Annotated in this window: 19 protein-coding genes; 9 read left to right on the top strand and 10 right to left on the bottom strand. The window is 44.0% G+C overall.

What is annotated here, in order from left to right; all coding sequences use genetic code 11:
• Positions 1 to 65: 65 nt before the first annotated feature.
• From A3712_RS09100 to A3712_RS09075, 6 genes are all read right to left on the bottom strand, one after another.
• Positions 66 to 332 (bottom strand): DUF2960 family protein, encoded by a 267-nt coding sequence (locus A3712_RS09100; protein ID WP_004742251.1) that lies wholly within the window; start codon positions 330 to 332, stop codon positions 66 to 68.
• Positions 333 to 550: 218 nt separating this feature from the next.
• Positions 551 to 2368 carry a bifunctional molybdopterin-guanine dinucleotide biosynthesis adaptor protein MobB/molybdopterin molybdotransferase MoeA gene (locus A3712_RS09095; protein WP_063523167.1) on the bottom strand — a complete coding sequence of 606 codons (1818 nt, stop codon included), beginning with the start codon at positions 2366 to 2368 and terminating at the stop codon, positions 551 to 553.
• On the bottom strand, positions 2368 to 2952 hold the full coding sequence (mobA, locus tag A3712_RS09090; protein WP_004742253.1) for a molybdenum cofactor guanylyltransferase MobA: 585 nt from the start codon (positions 2950 to 2952) through the stop codon (positions 2368 to 2370). Before mobA ends, A3712_RS09095 begins: the two co-directional genes overlap by 1 nt.
• Positions 2930 to 3649: an energy-coupling factor ABC transporter ATP-binding protein gene (locus tag A3712_RS09085; RefSeq protein WP_063523166.1), complete on the bottom strand. Its 720-nt coding sequence runs from the start codon at positions 3647 to 3649 to the stop codon at positions 2930 to 2932. The genes mobA and A3712_RS09085 overlap by 23 nt, the downstream gene beginning before the upstream one ends.
• Positions 3650 to 3659: 10 nt before the next feature.
• Positions 3660 to 4358 (bottom strand): ABC transporter permease, encoded by a 699-nt coding sequence (locus tag A3712_RS09080; RefSeq protein WP_063523165.1) that lies wholly within the window; start codon positions 4356 to 4358, stop codon positions 3660 to 3662.
• 211 nt (positions 4359 to 4569) lie between these two features.
• Positions 4570 to 5376: a substrate-binding domain-containing protein gene (locus A3712_RS09075; RefSeq protein ID WP_063523164.1), complete on the bottom strand. Its 807-nt coding sequence runs from the start codon at positions 5374 to 5376 to the stop codon at positions 4570 to 4572.
• A 300-nt stretch (positions 5377 to 5676) separates the two neighbouring features.
• On the opposite strand from A3712_RS09075, the gene A3712_RS09070 reads away from it, so the two are divergent.
• The 3 genes from A3712_RS09070 to A3712_RS09060 all read left to right on the top strand — a co-directional run bounded on the left by A3712_RS09070 (position 5677) and on the right by A3712_RS09060 (position 11038).
• Positions 5677 to 7140 (top strand): sigma-54-dependent transcriptional regulator, encoded by a 1464-nt coding sequence (locus tag A3712_RS09070; protein WP_063523163.1) that lies wholly within the window; start codon positions 5677 to 5679, stop codon positions 7138 to 7140.
• Entirely contained in the window at positions 7130 to 9157 is a 2028-nt protein-coding gene (locus A3712_RS09065; RefSeq protein WP_063523162.1) for a sensor histidine kinase, read from the top strand. The genes A3712_RS09070 and A3712_RS09065 overlap by 11 nt, the downstream gene beginning before the upstream one ends.
• Before the next feature lie 261 nt (positions 9158 to 9418).
• Positions 9419 to 11038: a methyl-accepting chemotaxis protein gene (locus A3712_RS09060; RefSeq protein ID WP_063523161.1), complete on the top strand. Its 1620-nt coding sequence runs from the start codon at positions 9419 to 9421 to the stop codon at positions 11036 to 11038.
• 135 nt (positions 11039 to 11173) lie between these two features.
• Here the strand turns inward: A3712_RS09060 and A3712_RS09055 are convergent, their stop codons facing one another.
• Complete coding sequence (locus A3712_RS09055) at positions 11174 to 12064, bottom strand: mechanosensitive ion channel family protein (RefSeq protein ID WP_063523160.1); 891 nt, start codon at positions 12062 to 12064, stop codon at positions 11174 to 11176.
• 1 nt (position 12065) lies between these two features.
• Positions 12066 to 14411: an AAA family ATPase gene (locus A3712_RS09050; RefSeq protein WP_063523159.1), complete on the bottom strand. Its 2346-nt coding sequence runs from the start codon at positions 14409 to 14411 to the stop codon at positions 12066 to 12068.
• A 439-nt stretch (positions 14412 to 14850) separates the two neighbouring features.
• Here A3712_RS09050 and A3712_RS09045 point away from each other — a divergent pair, with 439 nt between their 5' ends.
• The gene (locus tag A3712_RS09045) at positions 14851 to 16434 is read left to right on the top strand and encodes an ABC-F family ATPase (protein WP_063523158.1); all 1584 of its coding nucleotides are present in this window, start codon (positions 14851 to 14853) and stop codon (positions 16432 to 16434) included.
• A gap of 163 nt (positions 16435 to 16597) precedes the next feature.
• On the opposite strand, the gene A3712_RS09040 is transcribed toward A3712_RS09045, so the two are convergent.
• Positions 16598 to 18487, bottom strand: a complete 1890-nt coding sequence (locus A3712_RS09040) for a methyl-accepting chemotaxis protein (protein ID WP_063523157.1) — start codon at positions 18485 to 18487, stop codon at positions 16598 to 16600.
• A gap of 276 nt (positions 18488 to 18763) precedes the next feature.
• Positions 18764 to 19588, bottom strand: a complete 825-nt coding sequence (gene fdhD, locus A3712_RS09035; RefSeq protein ID WP_063523156.1) for a formate dehydrogenase accessory sulfurtransferase FdhD — start codon at positions 19586 to 19588, stop codon at positions 18764 to 18766.
• Between the two features lie 412 nt (positions 19589 to 20000).
• Between fdhD and A3712_RS09030 the strand changes: the two genes are divergently transcribed.
• The 5 genes from A3712_RS09030 (at position 20001) to A3712_RS09010 (ending at position 24007) form a co-directional block, all read left to right on the top strand.
• Positions 20001 to 20462: a DUF3305 domain-containing protein gene (locus A3712_RS09030; RefSeq protein ID WP_063523155.1), complete on the top strand. Its 462-nt coding sequence runs from the start codon at positions 20001 to 20003 to the stop codon at positions 20460 to 20462.
• Positions 20452 to 21111: a DUF3306 domain-containing protein gene (locus A3712_RS09025; RefSeq protein ID WP_063523154.1), complete on the top strand. Its 660-nt coding sequence runs from the start codon at positions 20452 to 20454 to the stop codon at positions 21109 to 21111. Before A3712_RS09030 ends, A3712_RS09025 begins: the two co-directional genes overlap by 11 nt.
• A gap of 301 nt (positions 21112 to 21412) precedes the next feature.
• On the top strand, positions 21413 to 23080 hold the full coding sequence (locus tag A3712_RS09020) for a 4Fe-4S dicluster domain-containing protein (RefSeq protein WP_063523153.1): 1668 nt from the start codon (positions 21413 to 21415) through the stop codon (positions 23078 to 23080).
• 9 nt (positions 23081 to 23089) lie between these two features.
• Positions 23090 to 23728, top strand: a complete 639-nt coding sequence (locus A3712_RS09015) for a TorD/DmsD family molecular chaperone (RefSeq protein WP_063523152.1) — start codon at positions 23090 to 23092, stop codon at positions 23726 to 23728.
• A 78-nt stretch (positions 23729 to 23806) separates the two neighbouring features.
• A complete protein-coding gene (locus A3712_RS09010; protein ID WP_008217926.1) occupies positions 23807 to 24007 on the top strand; it encodes a twin-arginine translocation signal domain-containing protein in 201 nt (66 codons plus the stop codon).
• Positions 24008 to 24013: the final 6 nt, after the last annotated feature.

Raw genomic sequence — 24013 nt, 5'->3', positions numbered from 1 at the left:
GCATTTTTTATTGTTTGGTGATTAGAGCCAGTAACTCGTTATTAAGAGCGAAGCTCACCAGGAAATTACTTCTTCTTTTTACCAACACCAAGGTTTTCTTTTTGCTTCAGCGTAAGCTTTGAAAAACCTAGCTTACGGAAGTAGTTGTCTTGGTAGTTACGAACCGCTTTAGTATCTGAAATCAACTCAAGCTGCTGCTCTGTTTTTAGGTACTCAGTGATGTCGATGCCTTCAGCATCAGCAACCGCTTCTTGGATCGTGCGGTGTTCTTGTTTTGAAAACAGTAACTCTTTTTCTTCGTCTTTGTACGTGTACAGAATGGTACGAGCCATGATGCGCTCCAATAGAATTTTTACTTTGGGCGCACTCTACATAAAATCCGTACGTCGCTCAAGGTAATGGTAAGAAATCTTAAGCTTAACTGAGTTAATGGGTTACTTATTAAGGTTAGCTCAGAAATATAAAAGCCCCTTGCGACTAAACCATCGCAGAAGGGGCTTCAAACATTCGAACTTTAGTGCAATCAACACACCTTAGGCAGTTTTATTGATTAAACACGGTCTTGCAGTGGAATGATCGTCACTGTTTCACCGACTTTAACGGTATCAACCGATGGTGAAATTTCAATTAAGCAGTTTGCTTCACTCATTGAGCTCAGAATGCCTGAACCTTGTTTACCCGTTGTCTTAACTTCAAGTACACCAGATTCGTTCATAGTGAATACACCACGGCTAAATTCAGTACGACCTTGGCGAGAACGTAATTGCTCAGTAGCTATCGCATTCGCTTTTACTGGTGTCCAGTTTGTTTGACCTTGCAGCTTGCGGATCGCTGGTTCGACAAAGTTGATGAATGACACCATTACTGCGACTGGGTTACCTGGTAGACCGAAGAAGGGTTTATCTTCAATTTTACCGTAAGCAAGGGGACGGCCCGGACGCATGTTGATGCGCCAGAAGTTAATCTGACCCAGTTTATCTAACGCGAGTTTGATGTAGTCAGCATCACCAACAGACACACCGCCAGATGTTAATACCATGTCAGTCTCTAACGACGCAGCATGAAGGACATCCATCATATTCTGTTCGTCATCTTCAATGATGCCGTAATCAACGATCTCACAGCCCAGTTTTTGAAGCATACCGATAATAGTAAAACGGTTTGAATCGTAGATAGAATTTGGTTTCTGCTCGCTACCTGGTGCTTGAACTTCATCACCTGTAGAGAATACGCCAACTTTCACTTTACGTAGAACAGGGCAGGTGCCGAAACCCAGTGATGCCATCATGCCCATTTCTGGAGCTTCGATTCGCGTGCCACGTGTAAAGACAGGTTGGCCGATTTCAAGATCTTCACCCGCCATACGGACATTTTGTCCTACTGAGATTTTCGCGCCTGGGAAACTAACTTTGCCAGCTTCTTGAACAGCCTGCTCACGCATAACAACCACATCAACACCTTCCGGCATTGGTGCACCTGTCATGATCTTAACCGCTTCACCTTGTTGAACGGTCTTGTCGTAGCTGTGTCCTGCCATAACTTCAGCAACAACGTGGTAGCTATCCAGATCTAAGTCTTCACTACGAATGGCGTAACCGTCCATTGCAGAGTTCGTGTTCTGAGGTACATTGATCGGTGAAATAACATCTTCCGCCAATACGCGACCATATCCTTGTTCTAAGGCCACAGATTCCGTCAGCTCTAGTGCATCAATGCTATCAACAATCTTTTGCTGACCTTGAGTCACGGTAAGACCTGCGGGAGAGAAAGAATCGCAGCATACAATCGGTGTATTGTCTTTAGACGATGAACACGCCGCTGTTTTGCTTGTTTTCGATACAGGATCAAATGACTGAGTGTATTCAATGATGAAATCACGAATTGCTTCTAAGTCACTGATCGCCATTTGTGGTAGGTCAGATACGACTTTGCTGTCTGCAGCGATAGCAATGATGTTGTTATCGTTTGGATAAAGCCAAGGTTTACCGACTTCATCACGGTGAAGCTCGATTTTAGGGAAAGCGATGTTCTTGCAGCCTTCAACCAAAATCAGATCAAGCGAGCTCGTATCGAAACGTGTAAGCAGATAATCAAATTCAGCTTCGGCTTCTGGCGTTTCTGTCATCATGACATTACGGTTACGAGAGCTGATCAACATTTGGTTTGCACCAGCTTTACGTAAGCGATAGCTGTCTTTGCCCGGCTTATCGACATCAAAATCGTGGTGAGCATGTTTAAGAACGCCAACTTTCAAACCTGCGTCGGTTAACAAAGGTAATAGGGCTTCAATTACCGTTGTTTTACCTGTGCCACTGTAGGCAGCAAAACCTAATAACGGCAGGTTAGGGCGTTGTTTTGAATCTTTCATTATTGAAGCGTTCCGAATTGGGTAAGTTCTTCTGGCGTATTAAGGTTTACAAAGCAATTTGGTGCATCGCTGAAGTCGACGTACTCAGTGACGCACTCTTTATAGAGCAAGATAATCTTGCGATCACCACGCTCTAAAAAGGCTTCTAGCTTTGGAAGAACACGCTTGTGGAATAGGGTAAACACGGGTTGTTTGAATTCGCCATCGTGAGCCACAAGAATGTCACTGTCTTCTTTTACAGCCGCACAAAAGCGTTGTACGAGATCATCACTGATTTGTGGGCTATCACACGGGACAAAACCGACCCAATCTGTGGTCGCGTTTTTAAGGCCAGCATGAATACCGCCCAATGGACCTGGATAATCAGGGAAGGAATCGGAAACAACCGGAGCGAATGCTTGGTAACTGTCTAAGTTACGGTTGGCATTGATGGTGATGCTGACATCTTGTTGTGACAGCTTGTCTATAACGTATTGAATAAGCGGGGAACCGTTGAGCTCAACGAGTCCTTTATCTTTTCCGCCCATACGGCTGGCTTGTCCGCCAGCCAAAATAACCCAACTAGTTTGCGTTGGAAGCAGCATAAATATTCTCTTGTGCTTTGTTCTTTTTAATTACTTGCAGAAGCGGTGACTCGGTCAGGGTGTTGTCTTTGATCCACCATTGCTTCTTGCACAAATCGGTTAACACGTTGGTTTGGTGACTGGTAATGACTAAACTCGCGCCTCTCTGAAGAAGATCTTCGGCCATAATCACCAATCTTTCAATAGATTCTTTGTCTAAAGAAGCACTTGGCTCGTCCATCAGCAAAATTGATGGCTTAAGAATCCATGCTCGTGCCATTGCTACGCGTTGACGTTCACCACCAGACAACACAGAAATGTGTTCATCTGCTAGGGTTTCTAAACCTACCATCCTCAACGCGTTAATAATTTGAGCTCGCTTATCTTTTTGGCTCTCTTTATTAAAGCGAATCCCATAAGCGACATTTTGGTACACAGAACCATCAAATAGGTAAGGCGTCTGATGCAGGTAGATGATGTCTTTAAATTTTAGCCTAGGAGACAGCTTATGTTGCCAGCTTTGTATCGGTGACTGAATACGGCCAGAGCTCGGCTTAATCAATCCAGACAGAATTTTTAATAGAGTGGTTTTTCCTACACCGTTATCGCCCTTAAGATAAATCGCATCGTTTGGACCGATCGATAGCTCAGGGGTGTGGAACAAAACACGCTCTTTGTAGCGCATTGAAATTTGCTGCGTTGTTATTTTTATACTCATGACAGCGTTCCTAAGTTCTTAAATAGCCTTTTCCTCTCACACTCGAAAGGAAAAAGTTAAGGGCTAATGCCAGTGTCAATAAAACCATGCCCAACGCTACACCTTGAGCGAAAGCACCTTTGTGACTTTCCATTGCAATAGCAGTAGGGATGTTTCTTGTCATTCCCATAATGTTGCCGCCAACCATCATTGAACAACCGACTTCAGTCACAATGCGAGAAAACGCTGCTATGACTGCCGCCAACAGAGGAAAACGGGTTTCCCAAATCAAAGTACACGCAACACGAATGGTTGAAACTCCCAGAGTGCGTGCCGTTTCTACAGCTCGGCGATCACTGGCTTGCAGCGCACCGTGCATCATGGCAACTAGAATAGGGAAGCAGATCAGCATCTGACCTAGAATCATCGCCTTTTGAGTGAATAGCAGTTGCCAATCGCCCAATGGGCCAGAACGAGAGAGCATCATGTACATCAATAAGCCAATAACCACAGTTGGTATTGCTTGCAATGTGTTGATTACAGAAAGTAATGCCCATTTCCCGGGAAATTCCGTGTGGGCCAATAAGAAAGCCATGATGATAGAGGGAACAATTACTAGAGAGATGGCGGACAAAGATACACTGAAGGACACCGCGACGATTTGCCACAGATCGTGGTCAAAATTCACAAGTAAATTCAATGCATCTAGCGTTGTTTGCCATAAAGTCATGAAGTATCTCGTGTGAATCGATAATAGGTTTTTTTATCGGTAATGACTGATGTTAATCATAGCTGACGCAATATTGATGAGCCTTATTGGCCAGCTATTATTTATTTACTTGTTTGGTTTACTGACTAGTTAAGCGTAGTGCTATTTGGCAAAGAGTGAATCTTTAACCCTATTTAGCACAAGCTAGCGATTAGTCCGCGTAAGCGAAAAACTACTCAGCATTTGCAACAAACAGTTGCTTGCCATGCAGCTTAAAGTCGTTAATCAATTTTTGACCTTTAGGATTAACTAACCAATCGCTGAACGTTTTTGCTGCTTGATAATGAATGCTTGGGTAGCGCTCAGGGTTCACTAGAATCACTTGGTAAGGGTTGAATAGGTTTTCGTCACCTTGGAAAAGGATTTTAAGATCCAATTTGTTTTGGTAAGCCAACCACGTACCACGGTCAGTCATTGTGTAGCCTTGCATCTCTGACGCCATGTTTAAAGTGGGGCCCATACCTTGGCCAACACTGCGGTAACCGCCAAAGTTTGGCTCCATCTCAGTTTGAGCCCAGATACCCATCTCTTTCTTATGTGTACCTGAATCATCACCACGAGACACGAACGTAATATTGTCTGTCGCAATCGCTTTAAATACATCAGCCACTGCTTTTTGAGATTCAACTTTCGCTGGGTCACTTGCAGGGCCGACGATCACGAAATCGTTGTACATTAGTTTACGAGGCAGTACACCGTAGCCTTTCTCAACAAAGTTAGCTTCGGCTTTTGGTGCGTGTGTCATCACCAAATCCACATCGCCGTTTTCACCCATGCGAAGTGATTTGCCAGTACCCGCGGCTAAAACATCGACTTTGATACCCGAATCTTTTTCGAATTCAGGCAGTAGATAATCCAGTAAGCCAGAATGATAAGTGCTTGTCGTTGTCGCAAGCTTGATATGAGTGGTGTCTTCTGCGCTGCTAGCCGAGTAACTGACGATAGATAGAGCTGCAATAGTTACGGGAATTGCTTTCATTATTATGTCCATTTTGTTAGAAATGAATGATATGTCTTCTGTTTTAAAGGGCTCAAAGAAGGACACGTGCATAAGATGCCAATTATAGTAATTAGAAACCCTCTCCCTATAAGCAATCTTAATGCCAATAAATAATGCATCAAGTCTCATTAAATTGCTGTTATTTCGGACAAAACTGCGTCATTTTACGAGATAAAGTAAGCCAAAACATGAGCTAGGACAAAATGTCGCACATTGTCCCTGTTGAACAAAAGGTTAATTGGTACACTCTGTCCCAACTTTCCCTTTCGGCTGATCATTATGTCTTTACGTAGTTCAAACGCCTCTAACCTCAATCCAAGCACCTTGACTCAATATCAGGCGTTTTCGGTCCTGGTGGTCGATGATGAAATTGGCATGCAGGCAATTTTAAAGAAAGCACTAGGTAAGTACTTTGGCAAAGTGTCGAGTGCAGGCTCTGTAGAAGAAGCAGAAACGCTACGTTGCAATGAACACTTCGACCTGATCGTTCTCGATATTAATCTTCCTGGTCGCTCTGGTATTGAGTGGGAAGAAGCCTTCAATGATAGCGACCGAAAAGCCGATGTTATCTTTATGACTGGCTATGCCGATCTGGAGACGACTATATCCGCACTCAAACTCGGTGCTTCAGATTTTATTTTAAAACCATTCAACCTAGAGCAGATGATACAAGCTGTTCTTCGTTGTATGGATAAGCGCCTTGACCAAAGAATGCAGTACGCGTTGAAGCGTGATGTCAGCCGCCACATAAAAACCGAGATTATCGGTAACTCAGATAAGACCAAACAACTCAAGCTACTTATCAGCCAGTTTGCTCCATCACGAGCGTCCGTACTGGTAGAGGGTGAATCTGGTACCGGTAAAGAGTTAGTTGCTCGTGGTATTCATGAAGCCAGTAAACGGACTGGACCATTCGTACCAATCAACTGTGGTGCGATTTCCCCAGAGCTTCTCGAAAGTGAATTATTTGGACACACCTCTGGCGCCTTTACTGGTGCAAAGAAGAATCGTGAAGGTTTATTCAGAGTCGCTAACGGTGGTACGTTATTCCTTGATGAAATTGGCGAAATGCCACTGCCAATGCAATCTGCATTACTGCGAGTACTCGAACAACGAACCATTCGCCCGGTTGGCAGTGAGAAAGAGATTTCCGTAGATGTTCGTGTTGTCGCGGCAACCAATCGAAACCTTCAAGAAGAAGTCGAGAAAGGGCACTTCCGTCGCGATCTATTTTACCGACTTAATGTACTCAAGATTGATGTGACTCCTTTACGCGAACGACCATCCGATCTCGTCGAACTTGTTCCTTATTTCACCCGTCTATTGTCGAGTGAACTGGGTATGCCGTTGCCTCATTGGGCGCATGAAGACATCTTGGCAATGAATGAATACGAATGGCCAGGTAACATTCGTGAGCTAAAGAACATGGTTGAGCGCTGCATTCTATTAGACAAGCCACCAGCTCACTACTGGCGAGAGATAAATGGCGACCCTGCGCCTGCGAGCATTTCAGTGACGGTGTCACACGGAGCTGAAGTGCCAAACTTAAATACAACGGACGCTGCTGAAGGTTATCCGAACACTTGGACACTAAAAGAAGTGGAGAAAGCACATATCGAACAACTTGTGAGTTTCCATGATGGCAATAAATCTGCTGCAGCAAGAGATCTTGGCGTTGCACGCAAAACGTTAGAACGCAAATACAAAGATTGGAACACAGAAGGCTCTGAATATGCCGATTAGACGTCATTGGTGGGCAAAGTGGGTGTTCCGTTTCAAAACTATGGTGCGCTACCGCTTACTGTTTCTCACATCAGCGCCGATTTTTCTGACGCTTTGTGCTCTTGTCGCTATCACTTTTTATTGGTCAGTACACTATACCTGGCAGGGCGCTTTGATCGATGTTGATGAACGTCTCGACATCGCAGACAACAGTATTCATCTGATTCAAAACCAACAAGCTTATAACGTGCGCGCATTTGCTGAGTCTTACAACTTTCGAATGAAGCTTGCGAACGACGTGCCTCAAGATGAACTCATTCATTGGGTTTCAGAGAATAAGTCGCGCTATGAACTCGACTTTTTGCGCTGGCGCAGTGTTGAAAGCGTAGCGAAGAAACTCGAGTACTTAGATTTGACCAATAAATCGTCATTCTTTAGTGTGTTAGACGGTAAAGAACTGAATTATTTAGATCGTGACCTTGCCAAAAAAGCGGAAGTCCCGATACTCAATGGTCATGACGTTGAGAATCGTGGCTTGGTCAGCCGTACTGTCGTATCCATTAAAGATAAACATGATCATGTGATCGGCTTTCTTGATGGCGGGATCTTGTTGAATAACAGCACTCAGTTAGTCGATCAAATCAGCAACCTGATCTATCCGCAGAGAGAGGGCTTCAACCGTCATGTAGGAACCGTCACCGTATTTCTTGATGACCTTCGGGTGAGTACAAACGTCCCACTAAGCAGTGAAGACAGTGCAGGGCGTGCAATTGGTACGCGAGTTTCTCACGAGGTTCACTCTAAAGTCTTAAACCAGGGTAAAGAGTGGCTCGACAGAGCATATGTATACGATGCATGGTACATCACGGCTTATCAACCAATTCACGACCAGTTTGGCAACGTAATCGGCATGCTATATACGGGTTATCTAATCTGGCCACTCATTGAAACCTACCTGACCAACCTTGGCGAAATCAGCATCATCATTGTGTTGCTGTTGCTTGCTTCTGGTTTGATCGTTCACCGTGGTGCTCGGGATCTTTTTGACCCAATTGAGCGAATTCATAAAGTGGTGAAGCTCGTGCAATTGGGCAAAGACAAACGTATCGGTGCGTTGGGCTTGGATGATCAACACGAGCTTACCTTACTCGCTAAACAGTTCGATAAGATGCTGGATTTGCTTCATGAGCGTAATCAAGAGATTCAACAAGCGGCGTTAGAGCTTGAGTGTAAAGTGCATTCACGTACCGCCAGCTTGAAAGAAAAAACCGAAGAACTTGAGTTACACATTAAACTGCTCAATCAAGCGAGAGATAAGCTGGTGGTCAATGAGAAGTTGGCAGCGCTCGGCGAACTTACCGCTGGTATTGCTCATGAGATCAACAACCCAACAGCAGTGATTCTTGGCAACGTAGAGTTGATAAAATTTGAGCTCGGTGATGAAGTCAGCCGTGTCGGAGAAGAGGTCCATGCTATCATGGAGCAAATCGACCGAATCCGAAATATTACCCGAAGCTTACTGCAATATAGCCGACACGGTGGTGTACAGGATGAGATCACGTGGCAACACATCAACCCTATCGTTGATGAAAGTATCACGCTCGTGAAAACCGGGGCGAAAAAGCGCGACATGGTTTACGTTTCGAACCTAAACGCTAAAACATCGGTTGAAGTAAACCGAAACCAATTGCTGCAGATTCTGGTTAACCTACAAATGAATGCGATTCATGCCATGGACGGACAGGGAACATTAACGATTTCGAGTGAAGAGTGGGTTGAGAATGGCGTATCTCATGGTGCTATCGTGCATGTTGAAGACGAAGGTTGTGGCATCAAAGAAGAGCAGTTAAAACGAATCTTCTCACCATTCTATACAACGAAGCGCGACGGTACTGGCTTAGGCTTATCCGTATCTCAGAGTATCTTGAGCCAAATTGGTGGCGAGATACGCGTAGAATCCGAAGTGGGTAAAGGAAGCCGCTTTAGTATCTACCTTCAACAAAAAGCGACACCTCAATTATTGGTTTCAAATCTCTGAGTTAATTACAGTAGCTGTCACACGATCGCGACTTAAAGTGCTTGGGCTGCTAATTAAATTTTCAGCCCAAGCACGAAAATCCCGCTCTGCTAAATCATCACCCACAAAACCTCAACCTCTACCGGTTTGACCTACACCTCCTTTTAGCTATGTAACAAGGTGTATACTTTTTGATCTTGATGCATATCATCTGAACTGTACTAAATTTTGATAGCTTGGTCCAAAATCCATAATCAAAACATATATTAAAGTCAGTCAGCTATGAAATTAAGTAATCTATCTATCAAGTCAAAACTCGCCTCAATTGTCGTTCTATCGGTTGTATTACTGGTAATGGCATCAACATTTAACCTGATGCAACAACGAGCAGGTTCTATGGAAGAGCGTCAAGATAAGCTCAGCGCTCAAGTTGAAACGGCCGTTAGCTTAGCCAGCTATTACTACAGCCAACGCAGCGTGCTCGGTGAAGAAGTCGCAAAGGAGCGAGCGCTACAAGCGATTGAAACGCTTCGTTATGACAACACCAATTACTTTTGGATCCTCAACCAACAACTCAACATCATTAGCCACCCATTAAAGCCAGAGCTAAATGACACCAACGCGGGTAATTTGAAAGATGGAGCAGGAAAGCACCATTGGCGTGAAATGGTGAATATCTCGCGCTCTCCTCAAGAAAAAGGCTTTCTCGATTACCAGTGGGTGAGCCCTCAAGGTGAACTCAAAGATAAAATCTCTTACGTACAATTCTTCCCAGAATGGAACTGGATTATTGGCTCAGGAGTACTGGTCGCTGATATTCAAGAGGCTTTCTACGCATTAGCACTGAAAGAAGGCATGGTGGCGGTTGTTTTATCAGGCTTACTGTTTGCGATGGGTTACGCAATTTCTAATAACATACTGGTTCCGCTTTACAAGCTTATCGACAACACCCATAAGATTGCCGATGGTGACTTTCGTGTACGTATGAACATGACTCGCAAAGATGAGTTGGGCGATATGAGCCACCAGATCGATACCATGCTCGACAAACTGCAAACGACGCTTCGTACAGCAAACGAGTCTGCAGACCTGTCTAGCAATATGGCAAGTCATATTGCGCAGGCCAGTGAAGAAGCAGCTACCAGTGTCAATTCGCAACATGCACAACTTGAACTGTTATCGACGGCAATGACTGAGATGAGCGCGACCATCTCAGATGTCGCGATGAATGCAGAAAACACCGCTGCGAGTACCAACAAAGTGGTCGATCACGCTAACCAAAATGATGAAAACATGCAGGTAACGGCAATGACGATATCTCAAGTATCTGAGAATATTTTGACTGCAAATAACTTGGTCAGAGATCTTCAATCTGGAGTTACAGAGATAAGCCAAGTGGTTGGTGTGATTCGTGATGTATCAGAACAAACCAATTTACTGGCGCTCAACGCTGCGATTGAAGCAGCACGAGCAGGGGAACAAGGACGCGGGTTTGCTGTCGTTGCCGATGAAGTTCGTAATCTAGCGAGCCGCACACAGAACTCTACCAACGAAGTGCAATCGACCATTGAGAAGCTAACACAGCAAGCCGAACGTACATTCAATGCTATGCAAAGCAGCAACGAGAAAGTGGACCACAGTGTGGTAGCGTCTAACGAGACACGTCAGCAACTCGATGTAATTGTGAGTGAGCTACATAACGCAAATGATATGGTTTCGCAAATTGCGGCAGCGTCAGAGCAGCAGAGCACAGTAGCAACAGAGATGAGTGAGAGTGTCACTGGGATTCATTTGGCCGCAAACGAAGTCCTACAGGCTTCACAATCGTTAGCTGAGGACAGTCAGAAGATGGCAAACACCACTGAACACCTCACTGAACAATTGAAGTATTTTAAAGTTTAGTCCAATTCACCATGAAACTTATAGCGTTATAGAACTAATAGACGTTACATCGGCGACAACCGTAAAAAACACCTCCGAACCTTATTCAAATGCGGAGGTGTTTTTGTTTCGAGTAATCTAGCTATCAACCTGAAGCTAAGAGTGGGAAGCCACTGAGATTTTAGGTGGGTTGATATTGTGTTTCTTAAACTCTTTCATGACTCGAAGCGTAATATCGGTCTCGAACAGTTTCTCATAGGCTGTATCTACCACGTAAGCCTTACAGGTTAGCTGTATTGCTAGGTAGTTGTCGGTAATGGTCTGTTTGACTAACACCATCACAGGCTTGGGTAAGTGGATGTAACGGCTTGATGAGGCCGCTTCCTGTATCAGATCACGGGCGAGGGTAATGTCCTCACCCATACCGACATAAAACGGAATCACCACCTGCATATCCAACTCGCCATAGTTACCACTAGTTGTGACTTCGTTTAAGAACTTGTTGTTCGGAATCGTGATAATGTCGTCGTTCAAAGTTCTCATACGTACCGAGCGTAAACCGATAGTAATAATGTCACCGTAGTTACCTTCAAACGTGACGCGGTCACCTACCTGAAATGGTCTATCAATCATTACGGTGATACCCGCGATGAAAGAGGCCGCCAAGTCTTTAAGCGCGAAGCCGACTGATACCGCTAGGGTGCCACCAATCAGAGCCAAGATTTGGTCGTTAATTCGGAAACTCATCATAAACACGATAAGACCAGTGCTCACGTAAATAAAGAACTGCATGAACGACTGAAGCTTTTGCAGCAGCATTCGATATTGCACGAATTGGCTACCAAAGCTCGTCACCATTGAGTTAATAAACTTCAATAACAACCACATCGCTGCAATGACGATGATAGAGAAGAACACGCCACTCCAACGAACCAAACTCGCGATCTTAGAAATATTTTCTACATTGGCTAACTCTTCTGTCCCGTAAGTCGGGAAACTTACCGCCGTCGCCAAGCCAACAAGTAATAGGACAAATAACTTCTGCATTTTACTTCACCAATAAATGTTGACGGTCGAGAACGTTAGTAATATGACGGAACCAGTGATCAGAGATTCTTGCCTTATCTTCATTCCAGCCAATGTACCCACGGCTTTCGAAGTAGCGAAGAATACCGGTAATTTCGGCAATACTTAACTGAGTACATTCTGACAGCACTTCGGTAGATGCGACCTCTAACTGAACGATAGAGCGCAGTACCGCCAGCATAGGTTTTGGCATGTTCTCTAGTTCTTGCGCTTCTGGTACATGGAACAGCCTAACTACCGCTTGATCTGTCTCTTTGTTTCTGTTCAAAGAGAGACGGAAGAAACGCAGTGCAACGGTCGGGTTACCATCAGAGTAGTGCCACAAGATACGATAAAAACCTTGGCGCGCGCGCTCTTCTTCGCTCATGTCTTCTTGGTCCCACTGCTTTGGTACCACTAAACCATCAAAAGATAATGGCTTTTCAAGTTCAGTATTTATACGGCTAGTAAGCAACTCGCCAACTTGTTTCTCTGTCCAACGCGGAAGGAAACAGACCAAATCAAACAACAGGCGCTCGCCACGAGCTCGATCGACAAATCGCCAACTAGATTTCGCTATCGACATCACGATTCTGTGGTTCTTCTTCGAACGACGCAGTAAGTTAGTCAATCGAATCAGATCAGAAAGACCACCAACCATTGGTTTAACTAGGCGCTGGGCATTATCAATTGCAATCAGATAAGTCGTGTCGCTCTTACGAAGGTGCGCCAAGATTTGAATCTCAGTTGCGTCTTCTTCTAGGCCGATGCTTACCGCAAGGTGACACAGTAATTCTTGGTACCCCGAGTAAGGGCAGCTAACGAAAATTGGCTCTGCATTCGATACCTTGTGCAGCAGGGTATAAAGCAGCGTTGTTGCACCTACGCCACGTTCACCAGAAACAATGCAAATTGCTGGGCTATCAGACATTAAATAGCGCGACAGTTGTTTAACTTCGTCACCTGCATAATCAATAAGCTCGCTGTCGATAGAGCCTGGCAGAATGTATTCGTATGTTTGGTCACCTTTGATACGCACTAGGTTTTTCTGGTTCTTATCGAGATCAGATTGCTTAGCCACTTCGATCCTAAACAGATAAGCCAGTGCTTGACTGAATACCGTGTAGTTAGAAAGCAGCGACATGATGCGATGCTGGAAGTGATACACACTCAACCAAGCGATACCAAGTGCAGTCGCGAGGATATTAAGTAAGAAGGTATCTTGGCGATTTACTGCCCAGTTAACCCATACTGGACGGTCAGATATATGCTCTAGGCTATTGAAGACCTTAGCTCTCCATAAACGAAGTACCGAGATGGTCACCAACACAAACCAGAAGAATAGGACGCTGTAAATCCAACTGTAAATGGTGCCTTTACCTAGCGTAATACTGGAAATCTGAAGAATCACACCAGCAACAATGAAGCTCCACACATAACGTCGAATCGTTGAGAGGCGTAGGGCTATCACTTCTTGGTTTGATGTGCGACCCATGCGGTACGCAAACTCGAGAATGAAGCTGATGGCGATCGAGCCACCTAGAATCCACCATGTAAAGATCTCAAGGAATATTAGGTGTTGCAGGCTTGGGATACTTGAAAGCACACGCAGCGACAGCGTGATAGCAATTAACCAAGCAATTGCTCTATCCGCACGGCTTACATACCAGATTAAACGAATCAGGAATGGAGGGCTTGGTTTCGCTTCAAGTCGGTTAACGCGAAACAGTTCGATCATCCTTTTACTGTTCGTTAACCACCACGATAGTGCAAAATAGATGAACAGCACTTTTAACGCTGCACCAATTACAGGCACCGGCGAAATCAAGATGTCTTTAATAAGCGCTTTGAAGCTGCGTATTTGGAAATACACCAAGTATTCGATGTTTAGCTTTGTCAGCTCCCACTCTTGCTTAAACTGGGTAACACCGTAAGGGCCAAAACCGGTCAAGCGTTCTCTATTCCTTGCTGTGCTTCGCTCTAGTAAGTGCTGCTTACTCACATTCAAACTGTTCAATGTGACGTAGCTAGACTCCACATCGAACCACTGTTCTGGCTCGCTGTTTTCACGATAGGCTTTGAGTCGTTGATCGAATTTAGCGATTTGCTGATTCTGCACGCGAAGTACCTCTGCGAGCAGTCGGTTTACTTTGCGTTTATCTGACTCTTCCATAAACAGAGGGTCGGGTAGTTGGTCGATCCGATTGTTCAGATCTTGGGCGATTTCAGAGACCTGAGACTGTGATTGTAAGTCATTTTCTAAGTTGGCATGACTCGGCAATGAGAGCATGGCTAATATGAAGATTAATAAGCGCGGTAATGAACGCATAAAAGTCTCTTAGAATTATGAGGTTAGAATTAATATAGTCAGATATTCGAGCTTTGTGAAATATCATGCATCAATGAGGGCGAGTACTTTAGCCCCGAATCTGGGCTCATTGACATAACACTGTCAGCCATTGAGCGACTATTTGTTCATTAAAGAGTGTTGTGAATAGCTTGATGCAAAGTAGGTTTATTTGTAACGGATGGCTATGCGATATATTAAATTATTAAGACGGTTTTTATTCGTTGGTTCAGTACTTTGTTTGTTGCACGATCGGCTTATTTATAACTCCATAAATAGGAATCAAAAATGTGAGATACCTCAAACCATGATTAAGATAGGTTATCGCTAACTTATTCGCGGGTAATTGCAATCAATACTTGCAGTTAAAGCCCTGAACAAGTAACGTTGCGGCGTTTTTCACATTAAAAAGGTAAAGGCATTGATCTCCACAGCAAATATCACCCAACAATTCGGCGCTAAGCCACTTTTCGAAAATATTTCAGTTAAGTTCGGCGAAGGTAACCGTTACGGTTTAATCGGCGCGAATGGCTGTGGTAAATCGACGTTCATGAAGATCCTATCTGGTGAACTAGAGCCGACTTCTGGCAACGTAAGCTACGATCCAAACGAGCGCGTAGCTAAGCTAAACCAAGACCAATTTGCTTACGAAGAATTCACGGTAATAGACACTGTTATTATGGGTCACAAAGAACTATGGGCAATCAAGCAAGAGCGTGACCGCATTTACTCTTTGCCAGAAATGAGCGAAGAAGACGGCATGAAAGTAGCTGACCTTGAAGTTCAGTTTGCTGAAATGGACGGTTACATGGCTGAAGCGAAAGCGGGTGAGCTTCTTCTCGCTGTTGGTATTGAAGAATCACAACACTTCGGTCTAATGAGCGAAGTAGCACCTGGTTGGAAACTTCGTGTGCTTCTAGCGCAAGTTCTATTCGCAGACCCGCACATCATGCTTTTAGACGAACCAACGAACAACCTGGACATGGATACAATCCGCTGGTTGGAAGAGACACTAAACCAACGCAACTGCACAATGATCATCATTTCGCACGACCGTCACTTCCTAAACTCTGTATGTACACACATGGCTGACCTAGACTACGGTGAACTTCGCCTGTTCCCAGGTAACTACGATGAGTACATGACGGCAGCAACGCAAGCGCGTGAACGTCTACTGTCTGACAACGCTAAGAAGAAAGCACAAATTGCTGAACTTCAAACGTTCGTTTCTCGTTTCTCTGCTAACGCATCTAAAGCGAAGCAAGCAACGTCTCGAGCTAAGCAAATCGATAAGATTCAGCTTGAAGAAGTAAAAGCTTCTAGCCGTCAAAACCCATTCATTCGTTTTGAACAGTCTAAAGAGCTATTCCGTAACGCACTTGTGGTTGAAAACCTATCTCAAGGCTTTGAAGAAGACCTATTTAACAAGTTCGATGCAATCTTCGAAGTAGGTGAGCGCGTTGCAATCATCGGTGAGAACGGTGTGGGTAAAACAACACTACTGAACACACTAGCGGGTGAGCTTGAAGCTCGTACAGGTGAGTACAAGTGGTCTGAAAACGCAAACATCGGCTACTACGCTCAAGACCATGCTCATGATTTCGAAGAAGACATGAACCTGTTCGATTGGATGAGCCAATGGCGCCAAGAGGGTGAAGACGAGCAGGTTGTTCGTGGCTTCCTAGGTCGTATGCTATTCGGTCAAGACGACATTAAGAAATCAGTTAAGGTAATTTCTGGTGGTGAGCAAGGTCGAATGCTTCTTGGTAAGATCATGATGCACAAGCCAAACATCCTACTTATGGATGAACCGACTAACCACATGGATATGGAATCTATCGAAGCGCTTAACTTGGCTCTTGAGAACTACAAAGGCACATTGTTCTTCGTATCTCACGACCGTGTATTCGTAGACTCTCTAGCAACGCGTATCCTTGAAATCAAAGATGGCAAGATCAACGATTTCCGTGGTACTTACGCTGAATTCCTAAAAGCACGTTGCTAATCTAGACTAGTGCTTCGGACAACCGCTGTTTGTAGACATCGATAGTCTACAGATAACAGAAAGTGTCCTTATAGAATTAAAACGCCCTTATCAGCATAAAGTGATAAGGGCGTTTTTTATTACCTACAAGGTGGTGATAACCCACAACAAAGTGGACTACACATCAGTATTTAAACTGAGCCACAATCTTCTCTAATTTCACACTCACGCTCGATACCTGCTCACTACAACGCACAGATCCAGATACAACGGTATGTGTATTACTTGCTAGCTCAGCGATGTCGCTGATGTTTCGGTCGATCTCCGTAGATACCATGGATTGCTCTTCAGACGCTGTCGCTATTTGACTGTTAAGGTCGAACATCTCTCCGACTTGAAAGTGGATACCTTCAATCGCATTAACCACATCTTTAGTCTGGTGCTTAACTTGTTCGGTTTGTTCTAAGCTTGCCGACATCTTAGCGACTGTCTTCTCAATACCGGACGTCAAACCACGGATAGTCGATTCAATCTGATGAGTTGAGTCGTTAGTCATTAAAGAAAGTTCTCTCACTTCAGAGGCGACCACCGCAAAGCCTCTTCCATGATCGCCTGCACGTGCGGCCTCAATCGCCGCATTAAGCGCGAGTTGATTAGTTTGTTCAGCAATCCCTTGAATCGTTGTCACCACTTGATTGATTTCACGGCTCTGTTCTTCAAGTTGCACGATTAAGTCTTGCGACTCTGCAATGTTCTCAACCAAAACATTGATACTCGCATCGGTTAAATGCGTTTCTTGTAGGGCTTGATGGGCGTTGTCTTTGATTTTCTCTGCATTAGTCGCGGCATTCTCTATATTGGCTGTGACCTCGTTACTGGTCATCACCAATTCGTTAACTGCCGTTGCGACAGACTCCGATTGCTGTTTCTGTTTCTCTGCATTGCTCATGCTTTTGATCGCAGCTTCTTCAGAGCTACACGAGCTGTCGGTCAGTACCTTCATCACGCTCGACAGCTCTTTGATGTTTCCATGTAGCTTGATGATGAAAGTATTGAATGAGTGAGCAAGCTGCGCTAATTCGTCGTTACCTTTGGCATTCATTCGCACCGTTAAATCACCATCACCATTGGCAATCGACTCCATCATGACGTTAATCGCTTTTATACGCGCGAGTATGTTGCGACCAATGAACACCAACAACAAAGAAAGCAATGCGACAATAGCAGCGCCGAACAGATGCAACATATTTTGTGTATGTCTAACTGCCGCTGTAATCGCTTGGCTTATCTTATTCTGCACTTCTTCAATGGCTTGTTCCGTTTGATGGACATTGCTACGTAAGGCGCCTCTTAGCCCCAATTCTGCAGACAAACCTAGATTACTGTTAGCAACCAATAGAGTTTCAACTGCAGCCTTATATTCGGAATAGGCTTGTTCAGTCGCAATCGAGGTTTTGGAGTAGGGTTTGAACTCTATAAGTGCTTGCTCTAACGCTCGGTTCGTTTCATCATTCGTATGAGCAAGGTAATGGAAGTCTTTTTCTATTAGCTCCAACAGAGCAAGCTCCAACGTCAAGTTAGACTCGTGCTCGATAGAGACTTTCAGGTCTTCTCTTCTTTCGTTCAACGTCGCAACAAAACCCAATGGGGCGGTTGTGCGTTCTATATCGTTGACTTGATCGACTATTTGATGGAATTGTTTTTGATATTGATGAAGGGTATCTGAAATCTGAGTCATCTGATCGGATAGGTGAAGCTGGTGTGAGGTTAAGGTTTGGTTCAGGGTCACCAATCTTTGATTCAAGATGTTGGCAGTTTTATCGAAGCGTTCTGCGTACTTTTGGTCATTGCGGGCTAAGAAATCTTTCTCGTGTCGCCTAAGCGTTAATAAATCGACCGAGCTTCTGAGATTTTCGGTCGCAGCGATCTCCAATAATTCCAATTTATCTAAGCTGAGCTGCTCGTAGACAGCATAGATAAAGACGGAAATAAATAGGGTGAGGTTGATTAGAATGAACTTACTACGAATTGAAAGAGACAGCGATCTACGCTGAGGTTCAGATGGATTACTCATGGTTAATTCCCTTTAAGCCGGTGACGTAGATATTCATCTTTAATTTTATTAATAGATTCATTAAATTGATTAATATGTAACTAATAGCTTATTAAAGTGTTAAATCAAGATTTACTTTAGAAAAAGCTAATTTAAGACATGAAACGTGTAGGTTTAGATGGTCTGAAGCGTGAAACCTTTATCAGGGACGAATTGGAATGGAAACTTAAGGATATAAAAAAGGTGCAGTTGATACTGCACCTATAAAGTTTCACTAAGCAGGAGTTAACTTTACGCTTACTGCGCGCCTTTGACGTCGAAATCTATCTTGTCTGCACCTGTAAAGACTTGGAAACGTAAGCCTTTAGCTCGAGCAATAGTAGTGATGCCGAACTTCTGCGCCAAGTCTAAACCCATTTGGGTCACGCCAGAACGTGATAGCAGAACAGGAATACCCATCTGCGCCACTTTGATTACCATTTCAGAGGTAAGGCGACCTGTGGTGTAGAAGATCTTGTCTGCGCCATCTTCTTTATTGAGCCACATCTCACCCGCTAGGGTATCAACGGCATTGTGACGACCTACATCTTCCACAAACGACAACACTTGGTCATCTTTGCACACCGCACAGCCGTGAACCGCACCCGCTTTCTTGTAGGTGTCATTATAATGAGTCAGGGCTTCAAGAGCCGTATAGATTTCAGATTGCTTAATCTTGGTTTGAGGCACTTGGGAATCTTTCAACTGCTTCATCACATTGCCGTACATGGTGCCTTGACCACAGCCAGACGTTACCGTCTTCTTCTTCAATGCTTGCTCGAGTTGGCTTGTGTCTTCTTTGGTGATAACGGCTGCAGAGCTAGTTTCCCAATCAATAATAATAGATTCAACAGCTTCTGGATCAGAAAGGAAGCTTTGGTTTTTCAAATAACCTAAGACTAACGCTTCCGGGCGAGAACCCAATGTCATCAGAGTGACGATCTCTTTCCAATTCAGCATTACCGTAAGAGGGCGCTCACAAGCGATTTGTTTTGTTAGCTTCTCACCATATTCATCAAACACTTCAACTTCGATGGTCTGAAGTGGGTTTTCACTGGTTTTTATTATGTTTGGTTTTACCACAGTCACGTCCTACTTAATGAGATAGCAATGTTATGAGATAGGCGTTAACAAGAGCAGCATAGCTCTCGTTACTCAATGCGTTAGCTTGTATGTGTCGTTCACGTTTCAATGAATAAAGATACAACAGCATGGCGAAAAGCGATTGCAAATCTTATTCCAAAATCACGGGGATTCCTTAAAACATGAAGCATTAGATTAAAATAGCGCAAAAGATGAGCGCTCACCGAGACTAACTGTCTCAAACCAGCGCAATCGACTAACGTTATGAGGGTAACTTAGCGACAAACGCAACACAGATAAGGTAGGAGTCGAGCTGTATTGGCGTGTTTATTGCTTTGCAGAGGGTATATGATTATGCGAGTACAAAATGTCCTACGTACGATAAAAATAAAGAAAATCAATTGGGTGCAGTATGTCTGAGATAAAAGAATTCCAAGAACACTACGAAAAAACCGAATCAGCTTGGCCAATAGGTGTCCAAAGAATAGAGAAAGAGATCAAAACTGGCATTTGGGTAACGACTCAATGGGAACTCATCGGTTTTGAATTATCACCTGAAAATGAAACCCCAGACGTATGTTTGCTCCAGTTACACAAAGACGAACGTACCGACTACCGCTTCAATCTAAGCTCTCAGCAACCTAAGCTATTCTTAGTCATGGATAATGTTGACTCCGGTAAACCTATTATTCAATTACTGACGGCGTCGCAAACAGTCGCAGGCCAGTACATGGACGGAGACAACCAAGTATTGTCTTACGACATGCCTTTACCTGTACAAGCGTGGATGGAAGCCTTTATCGGTCGTCATGGTGAATTATTAGAAGCAAAACGCAAGAAACGCAAAGGGGCAGGTCGTTCTAATGGCAACTAACTTTTTTAGCCGTTGGTCTCAACGAAAGCTTGATGAATCGACTGATAAAGCGCTTGAAGCTGAACAGCCAGTTGAGGAAACCTCGGTTACTTCCTCTGAGTCTGCTTCTCAAACACGCATCTCTGCTGAAGAACTCGCACCAAATGACTCAGCTTCTATCGAGCCGACTGACGCTTTAGAAGAGTCTACTGACACTAAAGAGTCGGCATCAGAGACTACTGAAGAACTGTCTATGGCTCAATTATTGGTATCAGAAGCATCAGAAAGCGTAAAAAAAGCCGCATTACGTAAATTATTTCTCTCAGAAGAATTTAACGTGCGTGATGGCTTAGACGATTACGATGACGATTACAGTAATCTTAAGTCACTTTCTGAAGGTGTCGCTGAAAGCTTACGTGATTGGGTAAAAGATAAGACAGAAGAGGAAACGCCAAGCGAACAAGAGCAAGCTACTGAAAGTAAAGAAGAAGATTCAGTCAATAACGCTGGAGATAACGCTGAAGAAGTGGAATTAGATCTTGTTGAAAGTAACGAAATTACGGGACAGCAAAAAGAACTGTGTAAAAACACAGTTCCGGATAATTTCGACACCGACGCTATCGAAAATAACCCAAAAGAGGTGGGACAAAATATACCACACAAAGAATAGGTACATTTTGACTAAACACTCAATGAACCGCTTGCGACAAAATGTCCCAAGCGGTTTTTTTATTATAAATATCGATTTGATTTTAACCTAATCTATTGAAAATATTGAATTATTAAATTGGCGCGTAATTTGCATTAACTAGTCCAATATCGACTTTTTTGTAGATAACTCGCGTAAACTTGAAGAGTGAATGAATAGTTAACGAGACCATCAGTTGTTAACTGATTACTCAGCAAGTTCTTTAGCGCTAACTACAATCAAGATTGAACAGATTATCCATATCCAAAAATGGAACTGAGCAATGCTTAAACAATTATTAGAACAAGCAACTTCAAATAACGCAAAGGCGAGGTTGTATGCCTTTGAGAATACCGTTGAGTTAACAAACCTAATACCACCGACAGTCAGTTATGAAAGTGGTGGTAATACGCTAATTATTGGTCCAACTGCGATCATTGAAAGTGCTGCGGCTCAATTGCCTCAGTTAACAAGCCTGACACTACTTTCAACAGACGGTGCCAAAGCAACCAATACTGAGTCAGAGCTTTACTACGCAAATGCTGTTCAGGTTTCTGGGTTCCTTGGTACGTTCGAAGTTCTAATCGAAAACAAAGGCCTAACCAATAACCTTGCGAAAGTAGCAATCAATCATGACTGTTTTGATGTGGTTTTGGATTTATGTCTGAATAGCTGCATGACAGAAGAAGTGCCTGTTCCTGGGTATTACCCGGTAGGGCGCGGTTATCCAAAACTGGCTGAAGCGTTAGAAGAAATTCCTACGTTAATAGGCACGTTTGATAAGCCTAAGTTCTTCCGTTTAGACACAGACCTATGTGCACACAGCTCTCGTGGCGTTAAAGGTTGTGAACGTTGTGTTGATGCTTGTCCTGCTGGCGCACTTTCAAGTGAAGGCTCTGATAAGACGGGTCACAAGATTGAGATCAACCCATACCTATGCCAAGGGGTGGGTACTTGTGCAACGAGCTGTCCGACAGAAGCTATCTCTTACGCATTGCCTAATCCTGATGATACTCAAAAATTCATTGAACGTACGCTAGCTAACTACGAGCAAGCGGGCGGTTTGGGGCCAATCGTACTTATCTGTAGCTCACGTCATGAAACCTACAACGTGATGGCACTTAAAGCGCTACCAGACAACGTGATTCCGATTGTTGTCGAAGAGCTGCCATCTATTGGTATCGATACTTGGTTTGCAGCATTAGTTAATGGCGCGACTCAAGTTCTGTTTGCAGCATCTCGCTTTATGCCAGAAACGATCATTCGTGTTCTGAATAACGAAGTAGGGATTGCTCAAGAACTACTAGACCAAATCGGTATTCCGAAAGAAACCATCGATATTTTGTACTTAGAATCTCTACGTGAAGGTCCTCCAACACTGTGTGTGGATTCGTTCGACCTTGCACTTGGCGATCTTCAAGGCAATAAGCGTCAACGTCTATTCACAGCACTTGATGCGATGTCTTCAGCTCGTATTCCTGTTGAGAATATTGTTGAGCTTCCGTCAAACGCTCCTTACGGAAACGTTTCGTGTGATAGCAAAGATTGTACGTTGTGTATGAGTTGTGTGGCTGTATGTCCGACACGTGCACTTCATACCGACGGAGCTTCTCCATCTCTTAAATTTGTAGAACAAGACTGTATTCAATGTGGCCTGTGTGAAAAGGCATGTCCTGAAAATGTTCTAACTCTTACGCCTCGAATGAACTGGGTGAAAGAAGAACGTCAGAAAGCGGTTGTGATTCATGAAGAGAAAGCAGCGGAATGTGTACGTTGCCACAAACCATTCGCACCTCAGTCTATGATCGACATGCTACAGAACAAATTACGCGGTCACTCTCACTTTTCAGATGAAGCGGCGATTAACCGTATTGCTATGTGTGAAGACTGCCGTGTGGTGGATATGTTCGATTCAATGGCTCAAGACCCATTGAAACAATTGAAATACTAGGAGTTAGCCTTGGAAACGAATTTGGATCCGGCACAAGAACAGACACTAAGAACTGAGATCTACTTGGTTCTATCTGCACTATTTCGTTGCGCACCTTCTGAAGAGGTGATCGACTTTCTAAAAACGCTAGACATTGAAGCATCTGAAAGCGCAATGCAGAAAGCTTGGGGTGCTATTCAAAAAGCGGCAACAGATTCAAATCGAGAAGCACTAGAAGATGAATATCAAGATCTGTTCATCGGCATTGGTCGCGGAGAGGTCGTTCCATTTGGTTCTTGGCATCGCACTGGCGCCATGATGGAGAAGCCATTGGCTGATATACGTCATGATTTAGAGCTTTTAGGCATTGAGCGTGATGATCAAGTGAAAGAGCCAGAAGATCACATCGCGGCGCTATGTGAAGTGATGGCGATGCTAACGGCTGAGGAAGAAGCACTGCAACAAGCGGTATTCAATAAGCACCTTGGCCCTTGGTTCAACTCTTTCATACGTCAGCTTGCAGGGGCAGAAAGCGCGAACTTCTACAAATCAGCCGCTCAGCTATGTGAAGCATTCTTAACGTTAGAACAAGTGCGTTTTAGCGTGAATACAAAAAGCAGTAAGCACAAATTAAAGATTGATGTGAAAAACGTCACTGATTACGAGTAATCGAGCAGTACGCGATTATATCGATAGAGGGGCATTAAGCCTCCAAAAAAAGATCTACCGTAAGGTAAGGAAGCAATGATGAAAGATAATAAAGATATAAATACAAGCCGTAGGGATCTACTTAAAGGCTTGACGACTGCAGCCGTTGCTGGTGCCGTTGTTGCTGGTACAACTAAAGTGGCGACCGCTTCAGAAACCGTTGAAATTTCAAAAGAAGACGTGAAGAAGACTGGCTATCGTGAAACGCAACACATTCGCGATTACTACGACACACTTTAGGAGATA

Source organism: Vibrio sp. HI00D65, assembly GCF_001635455.1.
Taxonomy (GTDB): domain Bacteria; phylum Pseudomonadota; class Gammaproteobacteria; order Enterobacterales; family Vibrionaceae; genus Vibrio.
This window is presented reverse-complemented; position numbering and strand designations above follow the sequence as displayed.

Excerpts from the sequence above, each read along its gene's own strand:
- A3712_RS09085 (WP_063523166.1), bottom strand. The coding sequence starts at position 3,649 with ATGAGTATAAAAATAACAACGCAGCAAATTTCAATGCGCTACAAAGAG.
- A3712_RS09020 (WP_063523153.1), top strand. The coding sequence starts at position 21,413 with ATGCTTAAACAATTATTAGAACAAGCAACTTCAAATAACGCAAAGGCG.
- A3712_RS09055 (WP_063523160.1), bottom strand. The coding sequence starts at position 12,064 with ATGCAGAAGTTATTTGTCCTATTACTTGTTGGCTTGGCGACGGCGGTA.
- A3712_RS09080 (WP_063523165.1), bottom strand. The coding sequence starts at position 4,358 with ATGACTTTATGGCAAACAACGCTAGATGCATTGAATTTACTTGTGAAT.
- A3712_RS09030 (WP_063523155.1), top strand. The coding sequence starts at position 20,001 with ATGTCTGAGATAAAAGAATTCCAAGAACACTACGAAAAAACCGAATCA.
- mobA (WP_004742253.1), bottom strand. The coding sequence starts at position 2,952 with ATGCTGCTTCCAACGCAAACTAGTTGGGTTATTTTGGCTGGCGGACAA.
- A3712_RS09050 (WP_063523159.1), bottom strand. The coding sequence starts at position 14,411 with ATGCGTTCATTACCGCGCTTATTAATCTTCATATTAGCCATGCTCTCA.
- A3712_RS09010 (WP_008217926.1), top strand. The coding sequence starts at position 23,807 with ATGAAAGATAATAAAGATATAAATACAAGCCGTAGGGATCTACTTAAA.
- A3712_RS09095 (WP_063523167.1), bottom strand. The coding sequence starts at position 2,368 with ATGAAAGATTCAAAACAACGCCCTAACCTGCCGTTATTAGGTTTTGCT.
- A3712_RS09060 (WP_063523161.1), top strand. The coding sequence starts at position 9,419 with ATGAAATTAAGTAATCTATCTATCAAGTCAAAACTCGCCTCAATTGTC.
- A3712_RS09100 (WP_004742251.1), bottom strand. The coding sequence starts at position 332 with ATGGCTCGTACCATTCTGTACACGTACAAAGACGAAGAAAAAGAGTTA.
- A3712_RS09070 (WP_063523163.1), top strand. The coding sequence starts at position 5,677 with ATGTCTTTACGTAGTTCAAACGCCTCTAACCTCAATCCAAGCACCTTG.
- A3712_RS09075 (WP_063523164.1), bottom strand. The coding sequence starts at position 5,376 with ATGAAAGCAATTCCCGTAACTATTGCAGCTCTATCTATCGTCAGTTAC.
- A3712_RS09065 (WP_063523162.1), top strand. The coding sequence starts at position 7,130 with ATGCCGATTAGACGTCATTGGTGGGCAAAGTGGGTGTTCCGTTTCAAA.
- A3712_RS09040 (WP_063523157.1), bottom strand. The coding sequence starts at position 18,487 with ATGAGTAATCCATCTGAACCTCAGCGTAGATCGCTGTCTCTTTCAATT.
- A3712_RS09025 (WP_063523154.1), top strand. The coding sequence starts at position 20,452 with ATGGCAACTAACTTTTTTAGCCGTTGGTCTCAACGAAAGCTTGATGAA.